The 12,596-nt window shown below is 42.5% G+C and carries 23 protein-coding genes; all 23 read left to right on the top strand.

Features of this window, described 5'->3' with window-relative positions:
- Nucleotides 1-127 precede the first annotated feature (127 nt).
- A complete protein-coding gene (locus KSW37_RS01620) occupies nucleotides 128-454 on the top strand; it encodes a DUF3467 domain-containing protein (RefSeq protein ID WP_217313144.1) in 327 nt (108 codons plus the stop codon).
- 243 nt (nucleotides 455-697) lie between these two features.
- Entirely contained in the window at nucleotides 698-1,078 is a 381-nt protein-coding gene (gene rpsL / locus KSW37_RS01615) for a 30S ribosomal protein S12 (protein ID WP_006848839.1), read from the top strand.
- Nucleotides 1,079-1,261: 183 nt separating this feature from the next.
- Nucleotides 1,262-1,738 (top strand): 30S ribosomal protein S7, encoded by a 477-nt coding sequence (rpsG, locus tag KSW37_RS01610; RefSeq protein WP_006848838.1) that lies wholly within the window; start codon nucleotides 1,262-1,264, stop codon nucleotides 1,736-1,738.
- 27 nt (nucleotides 1,739-1,765) lie between these two features.
- Complete coding sequence (gene fusA / locus KSW37_RS01605) at nucleotides 1,766-3,880, top strand: elongation factor G (protein WP_217313143.1); 2,115 nt, start codon at nucleotides 1,766-1,768, stop codon at nucleotides 3,878-3,880.
- 111 nt (nucleotides 3,881-3,991) lie between these two features.
- On the top strand, nucleotides 3,992-4,297 hold the full coding sequence (gene rpsJ, locus KSW37_RS01600; protein WP_006283658.1) for a 30S ribosomal protein S10: 306 nt from the start codon (nucleotides 3,992-3,994) through the stop codon (nucleotides 4,295-4,297).
- 19 nt (nucleotides 4,298-4,316) lie between these two features.
- Nucleotides 4,317-4,931: a 50S ribosomal protein L3 gene (gene rplC, locus KSW37_RS01595; RefSeq protein WP_022122145.1), complete on the top strand. Its 615-nt coding sequence runs from the start codon at nucleotides 4,317-4,319 to the stop codon at nucleotides 4,929-4,931.
- Complete coding sequence (gene rplD, locus KSW37_RS01590) at nucleotides 4,931-5,560, top strand: 50S ribosomal protein L4 (protein WP_022122146.1); 630 nt, start codon at nucleotides 4,931-4,933, stop codon at nucleotides 5,558-5,560. Before rplC ends, rplD begins: the two co-directional genes overlap by 1 nt.
- Nucleotides 5,561-5,577: 17 nt before the next feature.
- The gene (rplW, locus tag KSW37_RS01585) at nucleotides 5,578-5,871 is read left to right on the top strand and encodes a 50S ribosomal protein L23 (protein ID WP_006848834.1); all 294 of its coding nucleotides are present in this window, start codon (nucleotides 5,578-5,580) and stop codon (nucleotides 5,869-5,871) included.
- 8 nt (nucleotides 5,872-5,879) lie between these two features.
- Nucleotides 5,880-6,707: a 50S ribosomal protein L2 gene (gene rplB / locus KSW37_RS01580; protein WP_022122147.1), complete on the top strand. Its 828-nt coding sequence runs from the start codon at nucleotides 5,880-5,882 to the stop codon at nucleotides 6,705-6,707.
- 10 nt (nucleotides 6,708-6,717) lie between these two features.
- The gene (rpsS, locus tag KSW37_RS01575) at nucleotides 6,718-6,984 is read left to right on the top strand and encodes a 30S ribosomal protein S19 (protein ID WP_006848832.1); all 267 of its coding nucleotides are present in this window, start codon (nucleotides 6,718-6,720) and stop codon (nucleotides 6,982-6,984) included.
- A gap of 35 nt (nucleotides 6,985-7,019) precedes the next feature.
- A complete protein-coding gene (gene rplV, locus KSW37_RS01570) occupies nucleotides 7,020-7,424 on the top strand; it encodes a 50S ribosomal protein L22 (RefSeq protein ID WP_006848831.1) in 405 nt (134 codons plus the stop codon).
- Between the two features lie 9 nt (nucleotides 7,425-7,433).
- A complete protein-coding gene (gene rpsC, locus KSW37_RS01565; protein ID WP_006848830.1) occupies nucleotides 7,434-8,165 on the top strand; it encodes a 30S ribosomal protein S3 in 732 nt (243 codons plus the stop codon).
- A 16-nt stretch (nucleotides 8,166-8,181) separates the two neighbouring features.
- The gene (rplP, locus tag KSW37_RS01560) at nucleotides 8,182-8,610 is read left to right on the top strand and encodes a 50S ribosomal protein L16 (RefSeq protein ID WP_006848829.1); all 429 of its coding nucleotides are present in this window, start codon (nucleotides 8,182-8,184) and stop codon (nucleotides 8,608-8,610) included.
- A 2-nt stretch (nucleotides 8,611-8,612) separates the two neighbouring features.
- Nucleotides 8,613-8,807 carry a 50S ribosomal protein L29 gene (gene rpmC / locus KSW37_RS01555; protein WP_006848828.1) on the top strand — a complete coding sequence of 65 codons (195 nt, stop codon included), beginning with the start codon at nucleotides 8,613-8,615 and terminating at the stop codon, nucleotides 8,805-8,807.
- Nucleotides 8,808-8,809: 2 nt separating this feature from the next.
- Nucleotides 8,810-9,076, top strand: coding sequence for a 30S ribosomal protein S17 (gene rpsQ / locus KSW37_RS01550; RefSeq protein ID WP_006848827.1), 267 nt, complete (start codon nucleotides 8,810-8,812; stop codon nucleotides 9,074-9,076).
- Nucleotides 9,077-9,078: 2 nt separating this feature from the next.
- Nucleotides 9,079-9,444 carry a 50S ribosomal protein L14 gene (gene rplN / locus KSW37_RS01545; protein WP_006848826.1) on the top strand — a complete coding sequence of 122 codons (366 nt, stop codon included), beginning with the start codon at nucleotides 9,079-9,081 and terminating at the stop codon, nucleotides 9,442-9,444.
- 20 nt (nucleotides 9,445-9,464) lie between these two features.
- The gene (gene rplX / locus KSW37_RS01540; RefSeq protein ID WP_006848825.1) at nucleotides 9,465-9,782 is read left to right on the top strand and encodes a 50S ribosomal protein L24; all 318 of its coding nucleotides are present in this window, start codon (nucleotides 9,465-9,467) and stop codon (nucleotides 9,780-9,782) included.
- Nucleotides 9,782-10,336: a 50S ribosomal protein L5 gene (gene rplE / locus KSW37_RS01535; protein WP_022122149.1), complete on the top strand. Its 555-nt coding sequence runs from the start codon at nucleotides 9,782-9,784 to the stop codon at nucleotides 10,334-10,336. The genes rplX and rplE overlap by 1 nt, the downstream gene beginning before the upstream one ends.
- Before the next feature lie 5 nt (nucleotides 10,337-10,341).
- The gene (rpsN, locus tag KSW37_RS01530) at nucleotides 10,342-10,644 is read left to right on the top strand and encodes a 30S ribosomal protein S14 (protein ID WP_006848823.1); all 303 of its coding nucleotides are present in this window, start codon (nucleotides 10,342-10,344) and stop codon (nucleotides 10,642-10,644) included.
- Nucleotides 10,645-10,718: 74 nt separating this feature from the next.
- The gene (gene rpsH / locus KSW37_RS01525) at nucleotides 10,719-11,114 is read left to right on the top strand and encodes a 30S ribosomal protein S8 (protein ID WP_006848822.1); all 396 of its coding nucleotides are present in this window, start codon (nucleotides 10,719-10,721) and stop codon (nucleotides 11,112-11,114) included.
- Nucleotides 11,115-11,128: 14 nt separating this feature from the next.
- On the top strand, nucleotides 11,129-11,701 hold the full coding sequence (rplF, locus tag KSW37_RS01520) for a 50S ribosomal protein L6 (RefSeq protein WP_217313142.1): 573 nt from the start codon (nucleotides 11,129-11,131) through the stop codon (nucleotides 11,699-11,701).
- An 18-nt stretch (nucleotides 11,702-11,719) separates the two neighbouring features.
- Complete coding sequence (gene rplR / locus KSW37_RS01515) at nucleotides 11,720-12,064, top strand: 50S ribosomal protein L18 (protein WP_022122151.1); 345 nt, start codon at nucleotides 11,720-11,722, stop codon at nucleotides 12,062-12,064.
- Nucleotides 12,065-12,070: 6 nt separating this feature from the next.
- Nucleotides 12,071-12,583, top strand: coding sequence for a 30S ribosomal protein S5 (gene rpsE, locus KSW37_RS01510; RefSeq protein ID WP_006848819.1), 513 nt, complete (start codon nucleotides 12,071-12,073; stop codon nucleotides 12,581-12,583).
- The last annotated feature ends 13 nt before the right edge of the window (nucleotides 12,584-12,596 follow it).

Below are 12,596 nucleotides of genomic sequence, written 5' to 3'. Positions count from 1 at the left end.
AGGATTACCTCTTCTGTTGTCTTATGATGTTTTTTTAAAATAAGTGGCAGATTATTCGTTTTTTTCAGATATTATGTGTAAATTTGCACTATCATTTAAAGTTTAATCCTATTAACTTAGTAAAATTATGGAAGAAAATAAGAATAATCAACAGCAGCAGAATCAGTTGCAGATGGGCATCAGCCCTGAAGTTGCAGAGGGTACATACTCTAACTTGGCACTGATTACACATTCTAGTTCAGACTTCATCTTGGATTTCGCATGTGCACTTCCTGGAATGCCGGCACCTCAGATCAAGAGTCGTGTTATCATGGCACCTGAGCATGCTAAGCGATTGCTCCAGGCATTGCAGAGCAATATTTATAACTACGAGCAGTCCTTCGGTAAAATTAAGTTGTCTGATGAGCAAGAACGTACAATCGCTCCATTCGGCACACCAAAGGGTGAGGCGTAATGTACTACAACATACATACTAAGACTAAATTCTCTGCTAAATTCCGCTTTTTCTTTATAATATTCGTTTTTAATAGTTATATAAAGTTAAAACTAGCCCTCGTTTTTTAAAAGTCTCCTTAATATTTAGGTAGTTTGCCGAAAAAATCGTACCTTTGCACCCCGAAAAGGCTCTATAAAGTAGTGGCTTACATCGAAATAAGACAATAAATAAAAATAAATATATAAATTAAAAAGTAAAATTATGCCTACTATTTCACAGTTAGTAAGAAAAGGCAGACGAGTTCTTGTAGACAAGAGCAAGTCACCAGCTTTGGATTCTTGTCCTCAGCGTCGTGGTGTTTGCGTTCGTGTTTATACAACAACTCCTAAGAAGCCTAATTCAGCAATGCGTAAAGTTGCACGTGTACGTTTGACAAACTCTAAGGAGGTAAACTCTTACATTCCAGGAGAGGGTCACAACTTGCAGGAGCACTCAATTGTTTTGGTTCGTGGTGGTCGTGTAAAGGATCTTCCTGGTGTACGTTATCACATTGTTCGTGGTACGCTTGATACTGCAGGTGTTGCAAATCGTACACAGCGCCGTTCTAAGTACGGAGCTAAGCGTCCAAAGGCAAAGAAGTAATATATCTTCTTAAAATTTAGACAAAACCGCAAACTCACGGTCGGAGAAGGTCGGGAGTTGGGGTTAAAATATTTAATAAATGTTTTGCTGGAGAAGTAAACAGGTTGAGTAAATGCTCGGGTGCGAGCGTTGAAGAACATTATACAGCCCCATGCAGAATTTTAAAAAAAAGTTTTATTTAAAATGAGAAAAGCAAAACCAAAGAAGAGAGTGATCCTTCCAGATCCAGTCTTCAATGACCAGAAGGTCTCAAAGTTCGTTAATCATTTGATGTATGATGGAAAGAAGAATACATCTTATGAGATTTTCTACAATGCACTTGATATTGTAAAGGCTAAGATGTCTAACGAGGAAAAGTCTGCTCTTGAAATCTGGAAGCAGGCACTTGATAATATTACTCCTCAGGTAGAGGTTAAGAGCCGTCGTATTGGTGGTGCAACTTTCCAGGTTCCTACTGAGATTCGTCCTGATCGTAAGGAGAGTATTTCTATGAAGAATCTTATTCTTTTTGCACGTAAGCGTGGCGGTAAGACTATGGCTGATAAGCTTGCTGCAGAGATTATGGATGCTTTTAATAATCAGGGTGGCGCATTTAAGCGTAAGGAGGATATGCATCGTATGGCTGAGGCTAACCGTGCATTCGCTCACTTTAGATTCTAATTTAAATTATAATATAGTTAAAAGAAAATGGCAAATCGCGATTTACATTTGACTCGTAACATCGGTATCATGGCGCATATCGATGCTGGTAAGACAACAACTTCTGAGCGTATTTTGTTCTATACAGGTAAGACTCATAAGATTGGTGAGGTACACGATGGTGCTGCTACAATGGACTGGATGGCCCAGGAGCAGGAGCGTGGTATTACTATCACTTCTGCTGCTACAACTTGTAACTGGAACTATCTCGGTAAGTCTTATAAGATCAACTTGATCGATACTCCGGGACACGTTGACTTCACTGCTGAGGTTGAGCGTTCACTCCGTGTGCTTGATGGTGCTGTTGCTACATATTCTGCAGCTGATGGTGTTCAGCCTCAGTCCGAGACTGTATGGCGTCAGGCTGATAAGTACAATGTACCTCGTATCGGTTATGTAAACAAGATGGACCGTTCTGGTGCTAACTTCTTCGAGACAGTTCAGCAGATGAAGGATATCTTGGGCGCTAATCCAATTGCTATTCAGATTCCTATTGGTGCAGAGGAGAACTTCAAGGGTGTAGTTGACCTCATTAAGATGAAGGCTATTCTTTGGCACGATGAGACTATGGGTGCTGAGTATGATGTTGAGGATATCCCTGCAGACTTGGTTGACGAGGCTGCTGAGTGGCGTGATAAGCTCCTTGAGGGCGCTGCAAACTTCGATGACGAGGTTATGGAACTTTATCTCGATGGTAAGGATGTTCCAGAGGAGAAGCTTCTTGCTGCTATCCGTAAGGGTTGCTGCGCTATGGAGTGCTGCCCAATGTTGCTCGGTTCTTCATACAAGAACAAGGGTGTTCAGCCATTGCTCGACTATGTATGTGCATTCTTGCCTTCACCAATGGATACTCCAAATATCGTCGGTACTAACCCTGATACTGAGGAGGAAGAGGATCGTAAGCCATCTGAGGATGAGCCAACATCTGCTCTCGCATTTAAGATTGCTACAGACCCATTCATGGGCCGCTTGGTATTCTTCCGTGTTTATTCAGGTAAGGTTGTTGCTGGTTCTTATGTTTACAACCCACGTTCAGGTAAGCGCGAGCGTATCAGCCGTCTGTTCCAGATGAACTCTAAGCAGGAAATTCCAATGGAGTCTATCGATGCTGGTGATATCGGTGCAGGTGTAGGTTTCAAGGATATTCGTACAGGTGATACTCTCTGTGATGAGGAGCACCCAATCGTATTGGAGTCTATGACATTCCCTGATACTGTGATTTCTATCGCAGTTGAGCCAAAGAGCCAGGCAGACATCGCTAAGATGGATAATGGCCTCGCTAAGTTGGCTGAGGAGGACCCAACCTTCACTGTTCGTACAGATGAGCAGAGTGGTCAGACAATTATCTCTGGTATGGGTGAGCTCCACTTGGATATCATCATCGACCGTTTGAAGCGTGAGTTCAAGGTTGAGTGTAACCAGGGTAAGCCTCAGGTTAACTATAAGGAGGCTATCACTAAGACTGCTCAGAGCCGTGAGACTTACAAGAAGCAGTCTGGTGGTCGTGGTAAGTTCGCTTGTATCGATGTAACCATCGGTCCTAAGGACGAGGATTACAAGGAGGGCGACTTGCAGTTCATCAACGAGGTTAAGGGTGGTAACGTTCCTAAGGAATTCATCCCATCTGTACAGAAGGGTTTCGCTGACTGCTTGTCAAATGGTGTACTCGGTGGCTTCCCAATGACAGGTTTGAAGGTGACTTTGACCGATGGTAGCTTCCACCCAGTTGACTCTGACCAGTTGTCATTCGAGTTGGTAGCACATCAGGCATTCAAGGTACTTTGCCCTAAGGCAGGTCCAGTTTTGATGGAGCCTATCATGAAGGTAGAGGTTGTTACTCCAGAAGAGAACATGGGTGACGTAATCGGTGACTTGAACAAGCGCCGTGGTCTCGTTCAGGGTATGGAAGAAGGTCGTAGCGGTGCTCGCATCGTAAAGGCAATGGTTCCATTGGCTGAAATGTTCGGTTATGTAACAGCTTTGCGTACTATCACTTCTGGTCGTGCAACAAGTTCTATGGAGTACGATCATCATGCACCTCTTTCTTCAACAATTGCTAAGGCTGTGTTGGAGGAGGTTAAGGGTCACGCAGAACTCCTTTAATAACAAAGAATAACGGTAAGATGAGGCGCTGCTTAGCGAATGACTCTTAAGCAGCGTACCTCTTCTTCCATTAGACTAAATAATTCATATAATAATAACTTAATTTTAAAAATGAGTCAGAAAATCAGAATTAAGCTGAAGTCTTACGACCACCAGTTGGTTGACAAGTCAGCTGAGAAGATTGTGAAGGCTGTAAAGGCAACAGGCGCTATCGTTAGCGGTCCTATTCCATTGCCAACACACAAGCGTATTTTTACTGTAAACCGCAGTACTTTCGTTAACAAGAAGTCTCGCGAGCAGTTCCAGCTCTCAGATTTCAAGCGTCTCATCGACATCTACAGCTCAACAGCTAAGACAGTTGATGCCTTGATGAAGCTTGAATTGCCAAGTGGTGTAGAAGTAGAAATCAAAGTCTAATTATTTAAATTAAATTGAAATGCCAGGATTAATTGGAAAGAAAATCGGAATGACATCCGTTTTCAGTGCCGACGGTAAGAATATTCCGTGCACTGTTATCGAAGTAGGTCCTTGTGTTGTAACCCAGGTTAAAACTGTAGAAAAGGATGGTTACAAGGCTTATCAGTTAGGTTTCGAAGAGGCAAAGGAGAAGCGTACTTCTCAGCCTATGATGGGAATCTTCAAGAAGGCAGGCACAACACCTAAGAAGCACTTGGCCGAGTTCAAGTTTGATGAGGAGTACAACCTCGGTGACACAATTACAGTTGAAATCTTCAACGATTGCAAGTTCGTTGATGTAATTGGTACATCAAAGGGTAAAGGCTTCCAGGGCGTTGTTAAGCGTCACGGATTCGGTGGTGTAGGTCAGTCTACTCACGGTCAGGATGACCGCGCTCGTAAGCCGGGATCTATTGGTGCTTGTTCTTACCCTGCAAAGGTATTCAAGGGTATGCGCATGGGCGGCCAAATGGGAGGTGATAGAGTTACAACTCAGAACCTTCAGGTGTTAAAGGTAATTCCAGAGCAGAATCTTCTTATTGTTAAGGGTTCTTTCGCTGGATGCAAAGGTTCAACTGTTTTAATTGAGAAATAATGGAAGTTAGCGTATTAGATATCAAAGGTCAGGAGACCGGCCGCAAGGTAGCTCTTAATGATGCAGTCTTCGGCATTGAGCCTAACGATCACGTTCTCTATCTTGACGTAAAGCAGTATCTCGCTAACCAGCGTCAGGGTACAGCTAAGTCTAAGGAGAGAAGCGAGATGAGCGGTTCTACTCGTAAGCTAGGTCGTCAGAAGGGCGGCGGTGGTGCTCGCCGTGGTGATATTAACTCACCTGTACTCGTAGGTGGTGCTCGCGTTTTTGGTCCTAAGCCACGTGATTACCGCTTCAAGCTCAACAAAAAAGTAAAGATTCTTGCTCGTAAGTCTGCTCTGTCTTATAAGGCACAGGAAAGCGCAATTGTAATGTTGGAAGATTTTACATTTGAGGCTCCAAAGACTAAAGAATTCTTAAGTATTATTAAGAATCTCAAAATTGAGGGCAAAAAAGTGCTCTTCGTTTTGCCAGAATCAAATAAAAACGTATATTTGTCTGCACGTAACTTACAGCGCGCTGAGGTTATCCTCGCATCTAACGTCAATTCGTACAAAGTTTTGAACGCTGATGTAGTAGTGATTACTGAAAAGTCGCTGGAGACTATCGACCAGATCTTAACAAAGTAAAAAGGAGATATTAGAATATGGCATTTATTATCAAACCATTGGTTACTGAGAAGATGACCAAGATTACAGACAAGCAGCCTAACCGCTATGGCTTCGTTGTTCGTCCTGAGGCTAATAAGCTCGAGATTAAGAAGGAAGTTGAGAGTCTGTATAATGTTACAGTAGTTGACGTGAACACTATTCGTTACGCTGGCAAGCGCTCTGCCCGTTATACAAAGGCAGGTCTTGTTAAGGGTCAGAAGAATGCGTTCAAGAAGGCAATCGTTACTCTTAAGGAGGGCGATACAATTGATTTTTACAGCAATATTTAAAATAAAAAATGGCAGTACGTAAATTAAAACCGGTTACTCCGGGTCAAAGACACAAGGTTATTGGCACGTTCGAGGATATTACTGCATCCGTGCCAGAGAAGTCTCTCGTTTACGGTAAACGTTCTACCGGCGGTCGAAACAACACCGGTAAGATGACCGTTCGCTACATTGGCGGTGGTCACAAGCAGAAGTATCGTTTAATCGACTTCAAACGTGAGAAAGATGGTGTTCCAGCAGTTGTTAAGACAATCGAGTACGATCCAAATCGTTCGGCTCGTATCGCATTGCTTTACTACGCTGATGGTGAAAAACGTTACATTATTGCTCCTAACGGACTTGAGGTAGGCGCTACTTTGATGTCAGGTGCAGAAGCTGCTCCTGAGATTGGTAACTGTCTTCCTTTGGCAAACATCCCTGTTGGTACAGTGATCCACAACATTGAGTTGCGTCCTGGTCAGGGTGCCTTGTTGGTTCGTTCGGCTGGTAATTTTGCTCAGTTGACTTCTCGTGAGGGCAGTTATTGTGTAATTAAGCTCCCTTCTGGTGAAACACGCCAGATTTTGAGTGCTTGTAAGGCTACAGTTGGTAGTGTTGGTAACTCTGACCACGCTCTTGAGCAGTCTGGTAAGGCTGGTCGTTCACGCTGGTTGGGTCGTCGTCCACACAACCGTGGTGTTGTTATGAACCCTGTTGATCACCCAATGGGTGGTGGTGAAGGTCGCCAGAGTGGTGGTCACCCACGTTCACGTAAGGGCTTGTACGCTAAGGGTCTTAAGACTCGCGCACCTAAGAAGCTTTCTAACAAGTATATTATCGAAAGAGCTAACAAAAAATAAAGAGTAAATTATGAGTCGTTCACTTAAAAAAGGTCCATACATCAACGTTTCTCTCGAGAAGAAGATTCTCGCTATGAACGAGAGTGGCAAGAAGAATGTTGTTAAGACATGGGCTAGAGCTTCAATGATATCTCCTGATTTCGTAGGACATACTGTTGCAGTTCATAACGGTAACAAATTTATCCCTGTTTATGTTACAGAGAATATGGTTGGCCACAAGCTTGGAGAGTTTGCTCCAACACGTCGCTTTGGCGGTCACTCTGGTAACAGAAAGTAAGCTAAGGGTTAAACCATTTAAAATTTAAGTAAATAATGGGAGCAAGAAAACATATTGCGGCTGAGAAATTGAAAGAAGCCCGTAAAAACTTGTACTTCGCAAAGTTGGTAGGCGTTCCTTCTTCTCCACGTAAGATGCGCTATGTAGTAGACATGATTCGTGGTATGGAGGTTAACCGTGCACTCGGAGTACTTCGCTTCTCTAAGAAGCAGGCATCAGCTGATGTAGAGAAATTACTTCGTTCAGCTATCGCTAACTGGGAAGCTAAGAATAATCGCAAGGCTGAAGACGGTGAGCTTTATATTAGTAAGGTCTTCGTTGACGAAGGCGTTACAATGAAACGTATGAGACCTGCACCACAGGGTCGTGGTTATAGAATTCGTAAGCGTTCTAACCATGTAACTCTTTTTGTTGATGCAAAAACTAATGACGAAAAATAATTAAGTAGAATGGGACAGAAAGTTAATCCGATTAGTAACCGACTTGGTGTTATCCGTGGTTGGGATTCAAATTGGTTCGGTGGTAAGAACTTCGGTGATAACCTCGTTGAGGATCAGAAAATCCGTAAGTATCTTAACGAGCGTCTTGCTAAAGCAAGCATTTCTCGTATTATTATCGAACGTACATTGAAACTTGTTACCATTACTATTTGTACAGCCCGTCCAGGTATTGTCATTGGTAAAGGTGGTCAGGATGTAGATAAGTTGAAGGAAGAGTTGAAGAAGCTTTATAAGAAAGATATTCAGATCAACATCTTCGAGGTTAAAAAGCCTGAACTTGATGCTACTATCGTTGGTAAGAATATTGCGACTCAGATTGAGCACATGATTGCTTATCGTCGCGCTATCAAGATGGCAGTTGCTAACACCATGCGTGCAGGCGCTGAGGGTATCAAGGTACAGATTACAGGTCGTCTGAATGGTGCTGAAATGGCACGTAAAGAAATGTACAAAGAGGGTCGTACACCTCTTCATACATTCCGCGCAGACATCGACTACTGCCAGTGCGAGGCACTTACAAAGGTAGGTTTGCTTGGTATTAAGGTTTGGATTTGCCGTGGTGAGGTTTATGGTAAGGCTGATCTTACTCCAAACTTCTCACAGGACAATAAGAGCAACAACCGTGGTAACGGTCGCTCTAACAACCGTGGTGGTAATCGTAAAAGAAACAATAACCGTTAAATTTTAGAAAGCTATCATGTTACAGCCAAAAAGAGTTAAATATAGAAGACCTCAAGATGGTCGTGGCAACAAAGGCAACGCTCACAGAGGTACACAATTGGCTTTCGGTTCTTTTGGTATCAAAACTCTTGAATCAAAGTGGATCGATAGTCGTCAGATTGAGGCAGCTCGTGTAGCATTGAACCGCTATATGAACCGTCAAGGTCAGGTCTGGATTAGAATTTTCCCTGATAAGCCAATCACTCGCAAGCCTGCTGATGTCCGTATGGGTAAAGGTAAGGGTGATCCAGCAGGATGGGTTGCACCTGTTACACCAGGTCGAATTCTCTTCGAAGTTGAAGGAGTTAGTTTCGATATTGCAAAAGAAGGTCTTCGCCTTTGCGCTCAGAAACTTCCTGTTAAGACTAAGTTTATTGTTAGACGTGATTACGATAAAAACGCTTAATTATGAAGATTGCAGAAATTAAAAATATCGAGACCAAAGAATTGGTTGAGAAGTTGGAGGCAGCTGTTGATGCTTTGAACAAGAAGAAGATCAATCATAATGTAACTCCACTTGAGAATCCATCAGAGATTAAGGTTGCTCGTCGTGATATTGCACGTATGAAAACTGAACTTCGTCAGAGAGAACTTAACAAATAATAATGGTCCAGATGGAAACAAGAAATTTAAGAAAAGTAAGACAGGGTGTTGTTATTAGCAACAAGATGGATAAAACCATTGTTATTGCAGCTAAGTTCAAGGAGATGCACCCTATTTATGGTAAATTTGTCCAGAAGACAAAGAAGTACCATGCACATGACGAGAATAATGAGGCTAACGTAGGTGATACAGTTATGATCATGGAGACTCGTCCTCTGTCTAAGACAAAGAGATGGAGATTAGTACAAATTGTAGAAAAAGCTAAGTAATTATGATACAGACTGAATCAAGACTTACAGTATGTGATAACAGCGGTGCTCGTGAGGCTCTTTGCATTCGAGTTCTCGGTGGTACAGGCCGTCGTTACGCTAGCGTTGGTGACGTTATTGTTGTTGCAGTCAAGAACGTTATCCCATCAAGTGATTTGAAGAAGGGTGCAGTATCAAAGGCTTTGATTGTTCGCACAAAGAAGGAAATTCGTCGTGCAGATGGTTCTTACATCCGTTTCGATGACAACGCTTGTGTATTGCTCAACAATGCAGGTGAGCTTCGTGGTAGCCGTATTTTCGGTCCTGTTGCTCGTGAGCTTCGTGCAGTAAATATGAAAGTCGTTTCTTTGGCACCTGAGGTTCTTTAATATTTAAAAAGTAAGAAGTAATGAGTAAGTTACATATTAAGAAAGACGATACCGTTATCGTTATTGCTGGTGCAGATAAGGGCAAGACAGGTAAGGTGCTTAAGGTCCTCGTTGAGGAAAACCGTGCTATCGTAGAAGGTGTGCACATGGTTTCTAAGAGCACTAAGCCATCTGCTAAGAATCCTCAGGGAGGTATTGTTAAGCAGGAGGCTCCTATTCATATCTCAAATTTGAGTTTGATTGATCCTAAGAGTGGCAAGGCTACTCGTGTTGCTATCAAGCATGAGGGTAAAAACGTTGTTCGCATCGCTAAAAAGTCAGGGGAGGAAATCAAGTAATGGATACAGCACAGTTAAAGAAAGTATATAAGGAGACAATCGCTCCTGCTCTCCAGAAGCAGTTCAACTACTCTTCTGCTATGGAGATTCCAGTATTGAAGAAGATTGTCATCAATCAGGGTCTTGGTGATGCTACTCAGGACAAGAAAATTGTTGATGTAGCAATCAATGAGATTACTGCTATCACCGGTCAGAAGGCTGTTGCTACATATTCTAAAAAGGATATTGCAAACTTCAAGCTTCGTAAGAAGATGCCTATCGGTGTTATGGTAACTTTGCGTCGTGAGCGTATGTATGAGTTCTTAGAGAAGCTCGTTCGTGTTTCTCTTCCTCGTATTCGCGACTTCAAGGGTATTGAGAGCAAGTTTGATGGTCGTGGTAACTATACATTAGGTATCACAGAGCAGATTATCTTCCCTGAGATTAATATCGATGAGATTGATCGTATTCAGGGTATGAATATTACCTTCGTTACAACAGCTAAGACTGATGAAGAAGGTTTTGCTCTTTTGAAGGCTTTTGGTCTTCCATTCAAGAACGCAAATAAAGATTAAGAGATATGGCAAAAGAATCAATGAAAGCTCGCGAGGTTAAGCGTGCAAAGCTTGTAGCTCGTTACGCTGAAAAGCGCGAAGCACTGAAAAAGATTATTGCAACTTCTAATGATCCAGCCGAAGCATACGAGGCAGCTCGTAAGCTTCAGGCTATCCCTAAGAATGCAAACCCAATCCGTCTTCACAATCGTTGCAAGATTACTGGTCGTCCAAAGGGTTATATCCGTCAGTTCGGTATTTCTCGTATCCAGTTCCGTGAGATGGCTTCTGCTGGTTTGATTCCAGGTGTAAAGAAGGCTAGCTGGTAATCCTTTCAAAGGTAAGAATATTTTTTTATTTAATATTGTCGGGGTAGTCCCGATTAATTAAACATTTATATTTTATGACAGATCCAATAGCAGATTATCTGACAAGACTCAGAAATGCAATCATGGCTCATCACCGTGTTGTAGAAGTTCCTGCGTCTAACTTGAAGAAAGAGATCACTAAGATCCTCTTCGAGAAAGGTTACATCCTCAATTACAAGTTTGTAGAGGATGGTCCTCAGGGCTCAATTAAGGTAGCCTTGAAGTACAACCCAACTACAAAGCAAAACGCTATCAAGTGTTTGAAGCGCGTGTCAACTCCAGGTTTGCGTAAGTATACCGGTTACAAGGACATGCCAAGAGTTATTAACGGATTAGGTATTGCAATCTTATCTACATCCAAAGGTGTAATGACAGACAAAGAAGCTTCTGATCTTAAGATCGGTGGCGAGGTTCTTTGCTATATTTATTAATTGGAGGCTTTTATATGTCTAGAATAGGAAAATTGCCAATTAGTATCCCTGCAGGTGTTACTGTAAACTATGATGAGACTTCTCATGTTTGTACAGTAAAGGGCCCTAAGGGTGAACTTTCTCAGTGGATTGATCCATCTATCAAGTTTAATAATGTAGATGGTCAGATTAGCTTTGAAATCGATGAAAATAGTCCTGTAAATATCAAGCAGAAGCAGGCTTTCCACGGTTTGTATCGCTCTCTCGTTAACAACATGGTTGTTGGTGTAAGCGCTGGTTATACAAAGGTTTTGGAATTGGTAGGTGTTGGTTATCGTGTTTCTAACCAGGGTAATATCATTGAGTTTGCTTTGGGTTACACTCACCCTATTTTCATCCAGTTGCCTAAGGAGATTAAGGTTGAGACTAAGTCTGAAAGAAACCAGAACCCAATCTTGACATTGGAGTCTTGCGACAAGCAGTTGTTGGGACTCGTTTGTGCAAAAATTCGTTCTTTCCGCAAGCCTGAGCCTTATAAAGGTAAGGGTATTCTCTTTAAGGGTGAAGTTATTCGCAGAAAGTCTGGTAAGAGTGCTTCAGCTAAGTAATTTTAATTATTTACGATTATGACAACAAAGAAAGTAGAAAGACGAATTAAGATAAAGTTCCGCATTCGTAAGAGTGTGAACGGTACAGCTGAGCGTCCACGTCTTAGTGTATTCCGCTCTAACAAGCAGATTTACGCTCAGGTTATTAACGATTTGACAGGCACTACACTTGCATCAGCTTCTTCACTCGGTTTGGAGAAGATGCCTAAGCAGGAGCAGGCAACTAAGGTTGGCGAGCTCATTGCTGAGAAGGCTAAGGCTGCTGGCGTTGAGGCAGTAGTTTTCGACCGTAATGGTTACCTTTACCATGGTCGTGTAAAGCAGTTGGCTGAAGGTGCTCGTAATGGTGGTCTTAAATTTTAAACGATTATGGCAATGGATAAAGTAAAAGTAAATAACGAAGAAGTACTTAAGGATCGCTTGGTTGCTATCAACCGTGTAACTAAGGTTACAAAGGGTGGTCGTACTTTCACATTCGCTGCTATCGTCGTTGTAGGTGACGGTAATGGCGTAATCGGCTACGGCCTTGGTAAGGCAGGTGAGGTTACAGCTGCTATCGCAAAGGGTACTGAAGCTGCTAAGAAGAACTTGGTAAAGGTTCCTGTACTCAAGGGTACTGTACCTCATGAGGTTGAAACTTCATTTGGTGGTGCTAAGGTTCTTATTAAGCCAGCTGCTGCCGGTACTGGTTTGAAGGCCGGTGGTGCTATGCGTGCAGTACTTGAGAGCGTAGGTATCAAGGATGTCATCGCTAAGTCTAAGGGTTCTTCAAATGCCCATAACCTTGTGAAGGCTACTATCGCAGCTCTTGCAGAGATGCGTGATGCTTATACTGTAGCAGGTGAGCGTGGTATCAGTATGGATAAAGTATTTAACGGTTAATTAGGAAAAATCG

The organism is Segatella copri (assembly GCF_019127135.1).
In the GTDB taxonomy this organism is placed as follows: domain Bacteria; phylum Bacteroidota; class Bacteroidia; order Bacteroidales; family Bacteroidaceae; genus Prevotella.
The sequence above is the reverse complement of the archived record's forward strand: the minus strand, read 5'-3'. Positions and strand labels throughout refer to the sequence as shown.

Coding starts and splice junctions, on each gene's coding strand:
- rplV (WP_006848831.1), top strand. CDS start 7,020: ATGGGAGCAAGAAAACATATTGCGGCTGAGAAATTGAAAGAAGCCCGT.
- rpsJ (WP_006283658.1), top strand. CDS start 3,992: ATGAGTCAGAAAATCAGAATTAAGCTGAAGTCTTACGACCACCAGTTG.
- rplF (WP_217313142.1), top strand. CDS start 11,129: ATGTCTAGAATAGGAAAATTGCCAATTAGTATCCCTGCAGGTGTTACT.
- KSW37_RS01620 (WP_217313144.1), top strand. CDS start 128: ATGGAAGAAAATAAGAATAATCAACAGCAGCAGAATCAGTTGCAGATG.
- rpsS (WP_006848832.1), top strand. CDS start 6,718: ATGAGTCGTTCACTTAAAAAAGGTCCATACATCAACGTTTCTCTCGAG.
- rpsL (WP_006848839.1), top strand. CDS start 698: ATGCCTACTATTTCACAGTTAGTAAGAAAAGGCAGACGAGTTCTTGTA.
- rplE (WP_022122149.1), top strand. CDS start 9,782: ATGGATACAGCACAGTTAAAGAAAGTATATAAGGAGACAATCGCTCCT.
- rpsC (WP_006848830.1), top strand. CDS start 7,434: ATGGGACAGAAAGTTAATCCGATTAGTAACCGACTTGGTGTTATCCGT.
- rplW (WP_006848834.1), top strand. CDS start 5,578: ATGGCATTTATTATCAAACCATTGGTTACTGAGAAGATGACCAAGATT.
- rpsG (WP_006848838.1), top strand. CDS start 1,262: ATGAGAAAAGCAAAACCAAAGAAGAGAGTGATCCTTCCAGATCCAGTC.
- fusA (WP_217313143.1), top strand. CDS start 1,766: ATGGCAAATCGCGATTTACATTTGACTCGTAACATCGGTATCATGGCG.
- rplP (WP_006848829.1), top strand. CDS start 8,182: ATGTTACAGCCAAAAAGAGTTAAATATAGAAGACCTCAAGATGGTCGT.
- rpsE (WP_006848819.1), top strand. CDS start 12,071: ATGGCAATGGATAAAGTAAAAGTAAATAACGAAGAAGTACTTAAGGAT.
- rplD (WP_022122146.1), top strand. CDS start 4,931: ATGGAAGTTAGCGTATTAGATATCAAAGGTCAGGAGACCGGCCGCAAG.
- rplB (WP_022122147.1), top strand. CDS start 5,880: ATGGCAGTACGTAAATTAAAACCGGTTACTCCGGGTCAAAGACACAAG.
- rplN (WP_006848826.1), top strand. CDS start 9,079: ATGATACAGACTGAATCAAGACTTACAGTATGTGATAACAGCGGTGCT.
- rplX (WP_006848825.1), top strand. CDS start 9,465: ATGAGTAAGTTACATATTAAGAAAGACGATACCGTTATCGTTATTGCT.
- rpmC (WP_006848828.1), top strand. CDS start 8,613: ATGAAGATTGCAGAAATTAAAAATATCGAGACCAAAGAATTGGTTGAG.
- rpsH (WP_006848822.1), top strand. CDS start 10,719: ATGACAGATCCAATAGCAGATTATCTGACAAGACTCAGAAATGCAATC.
- rplC (WP_022122145.1), top strand. CDS start 4,317: ATGCCAGGATTAATTGGAAAGAAAATCGGAATGACATCCGTTTTCAGT.
- rplR (WP_022122151.1), top strand. CDS start 11,720: ATGACAACAAAGAAAGTAGAAAGACGAATTAAGATAAAGTTCCGCATT.
- rpsQ (WP_006848827.1), top strand. CDS start 8,810: ATGGTCCAGATGGAAACAAGAAATTTAAGAAAAGTAAGACAGGGTGTT.
- rpsN (WP_006848823.1), top strand. CDS start 10,342: ATGGCAAAAGAATCAATGAAAGCTCGCGAGGTTAAGCGTGCAAAGCTT.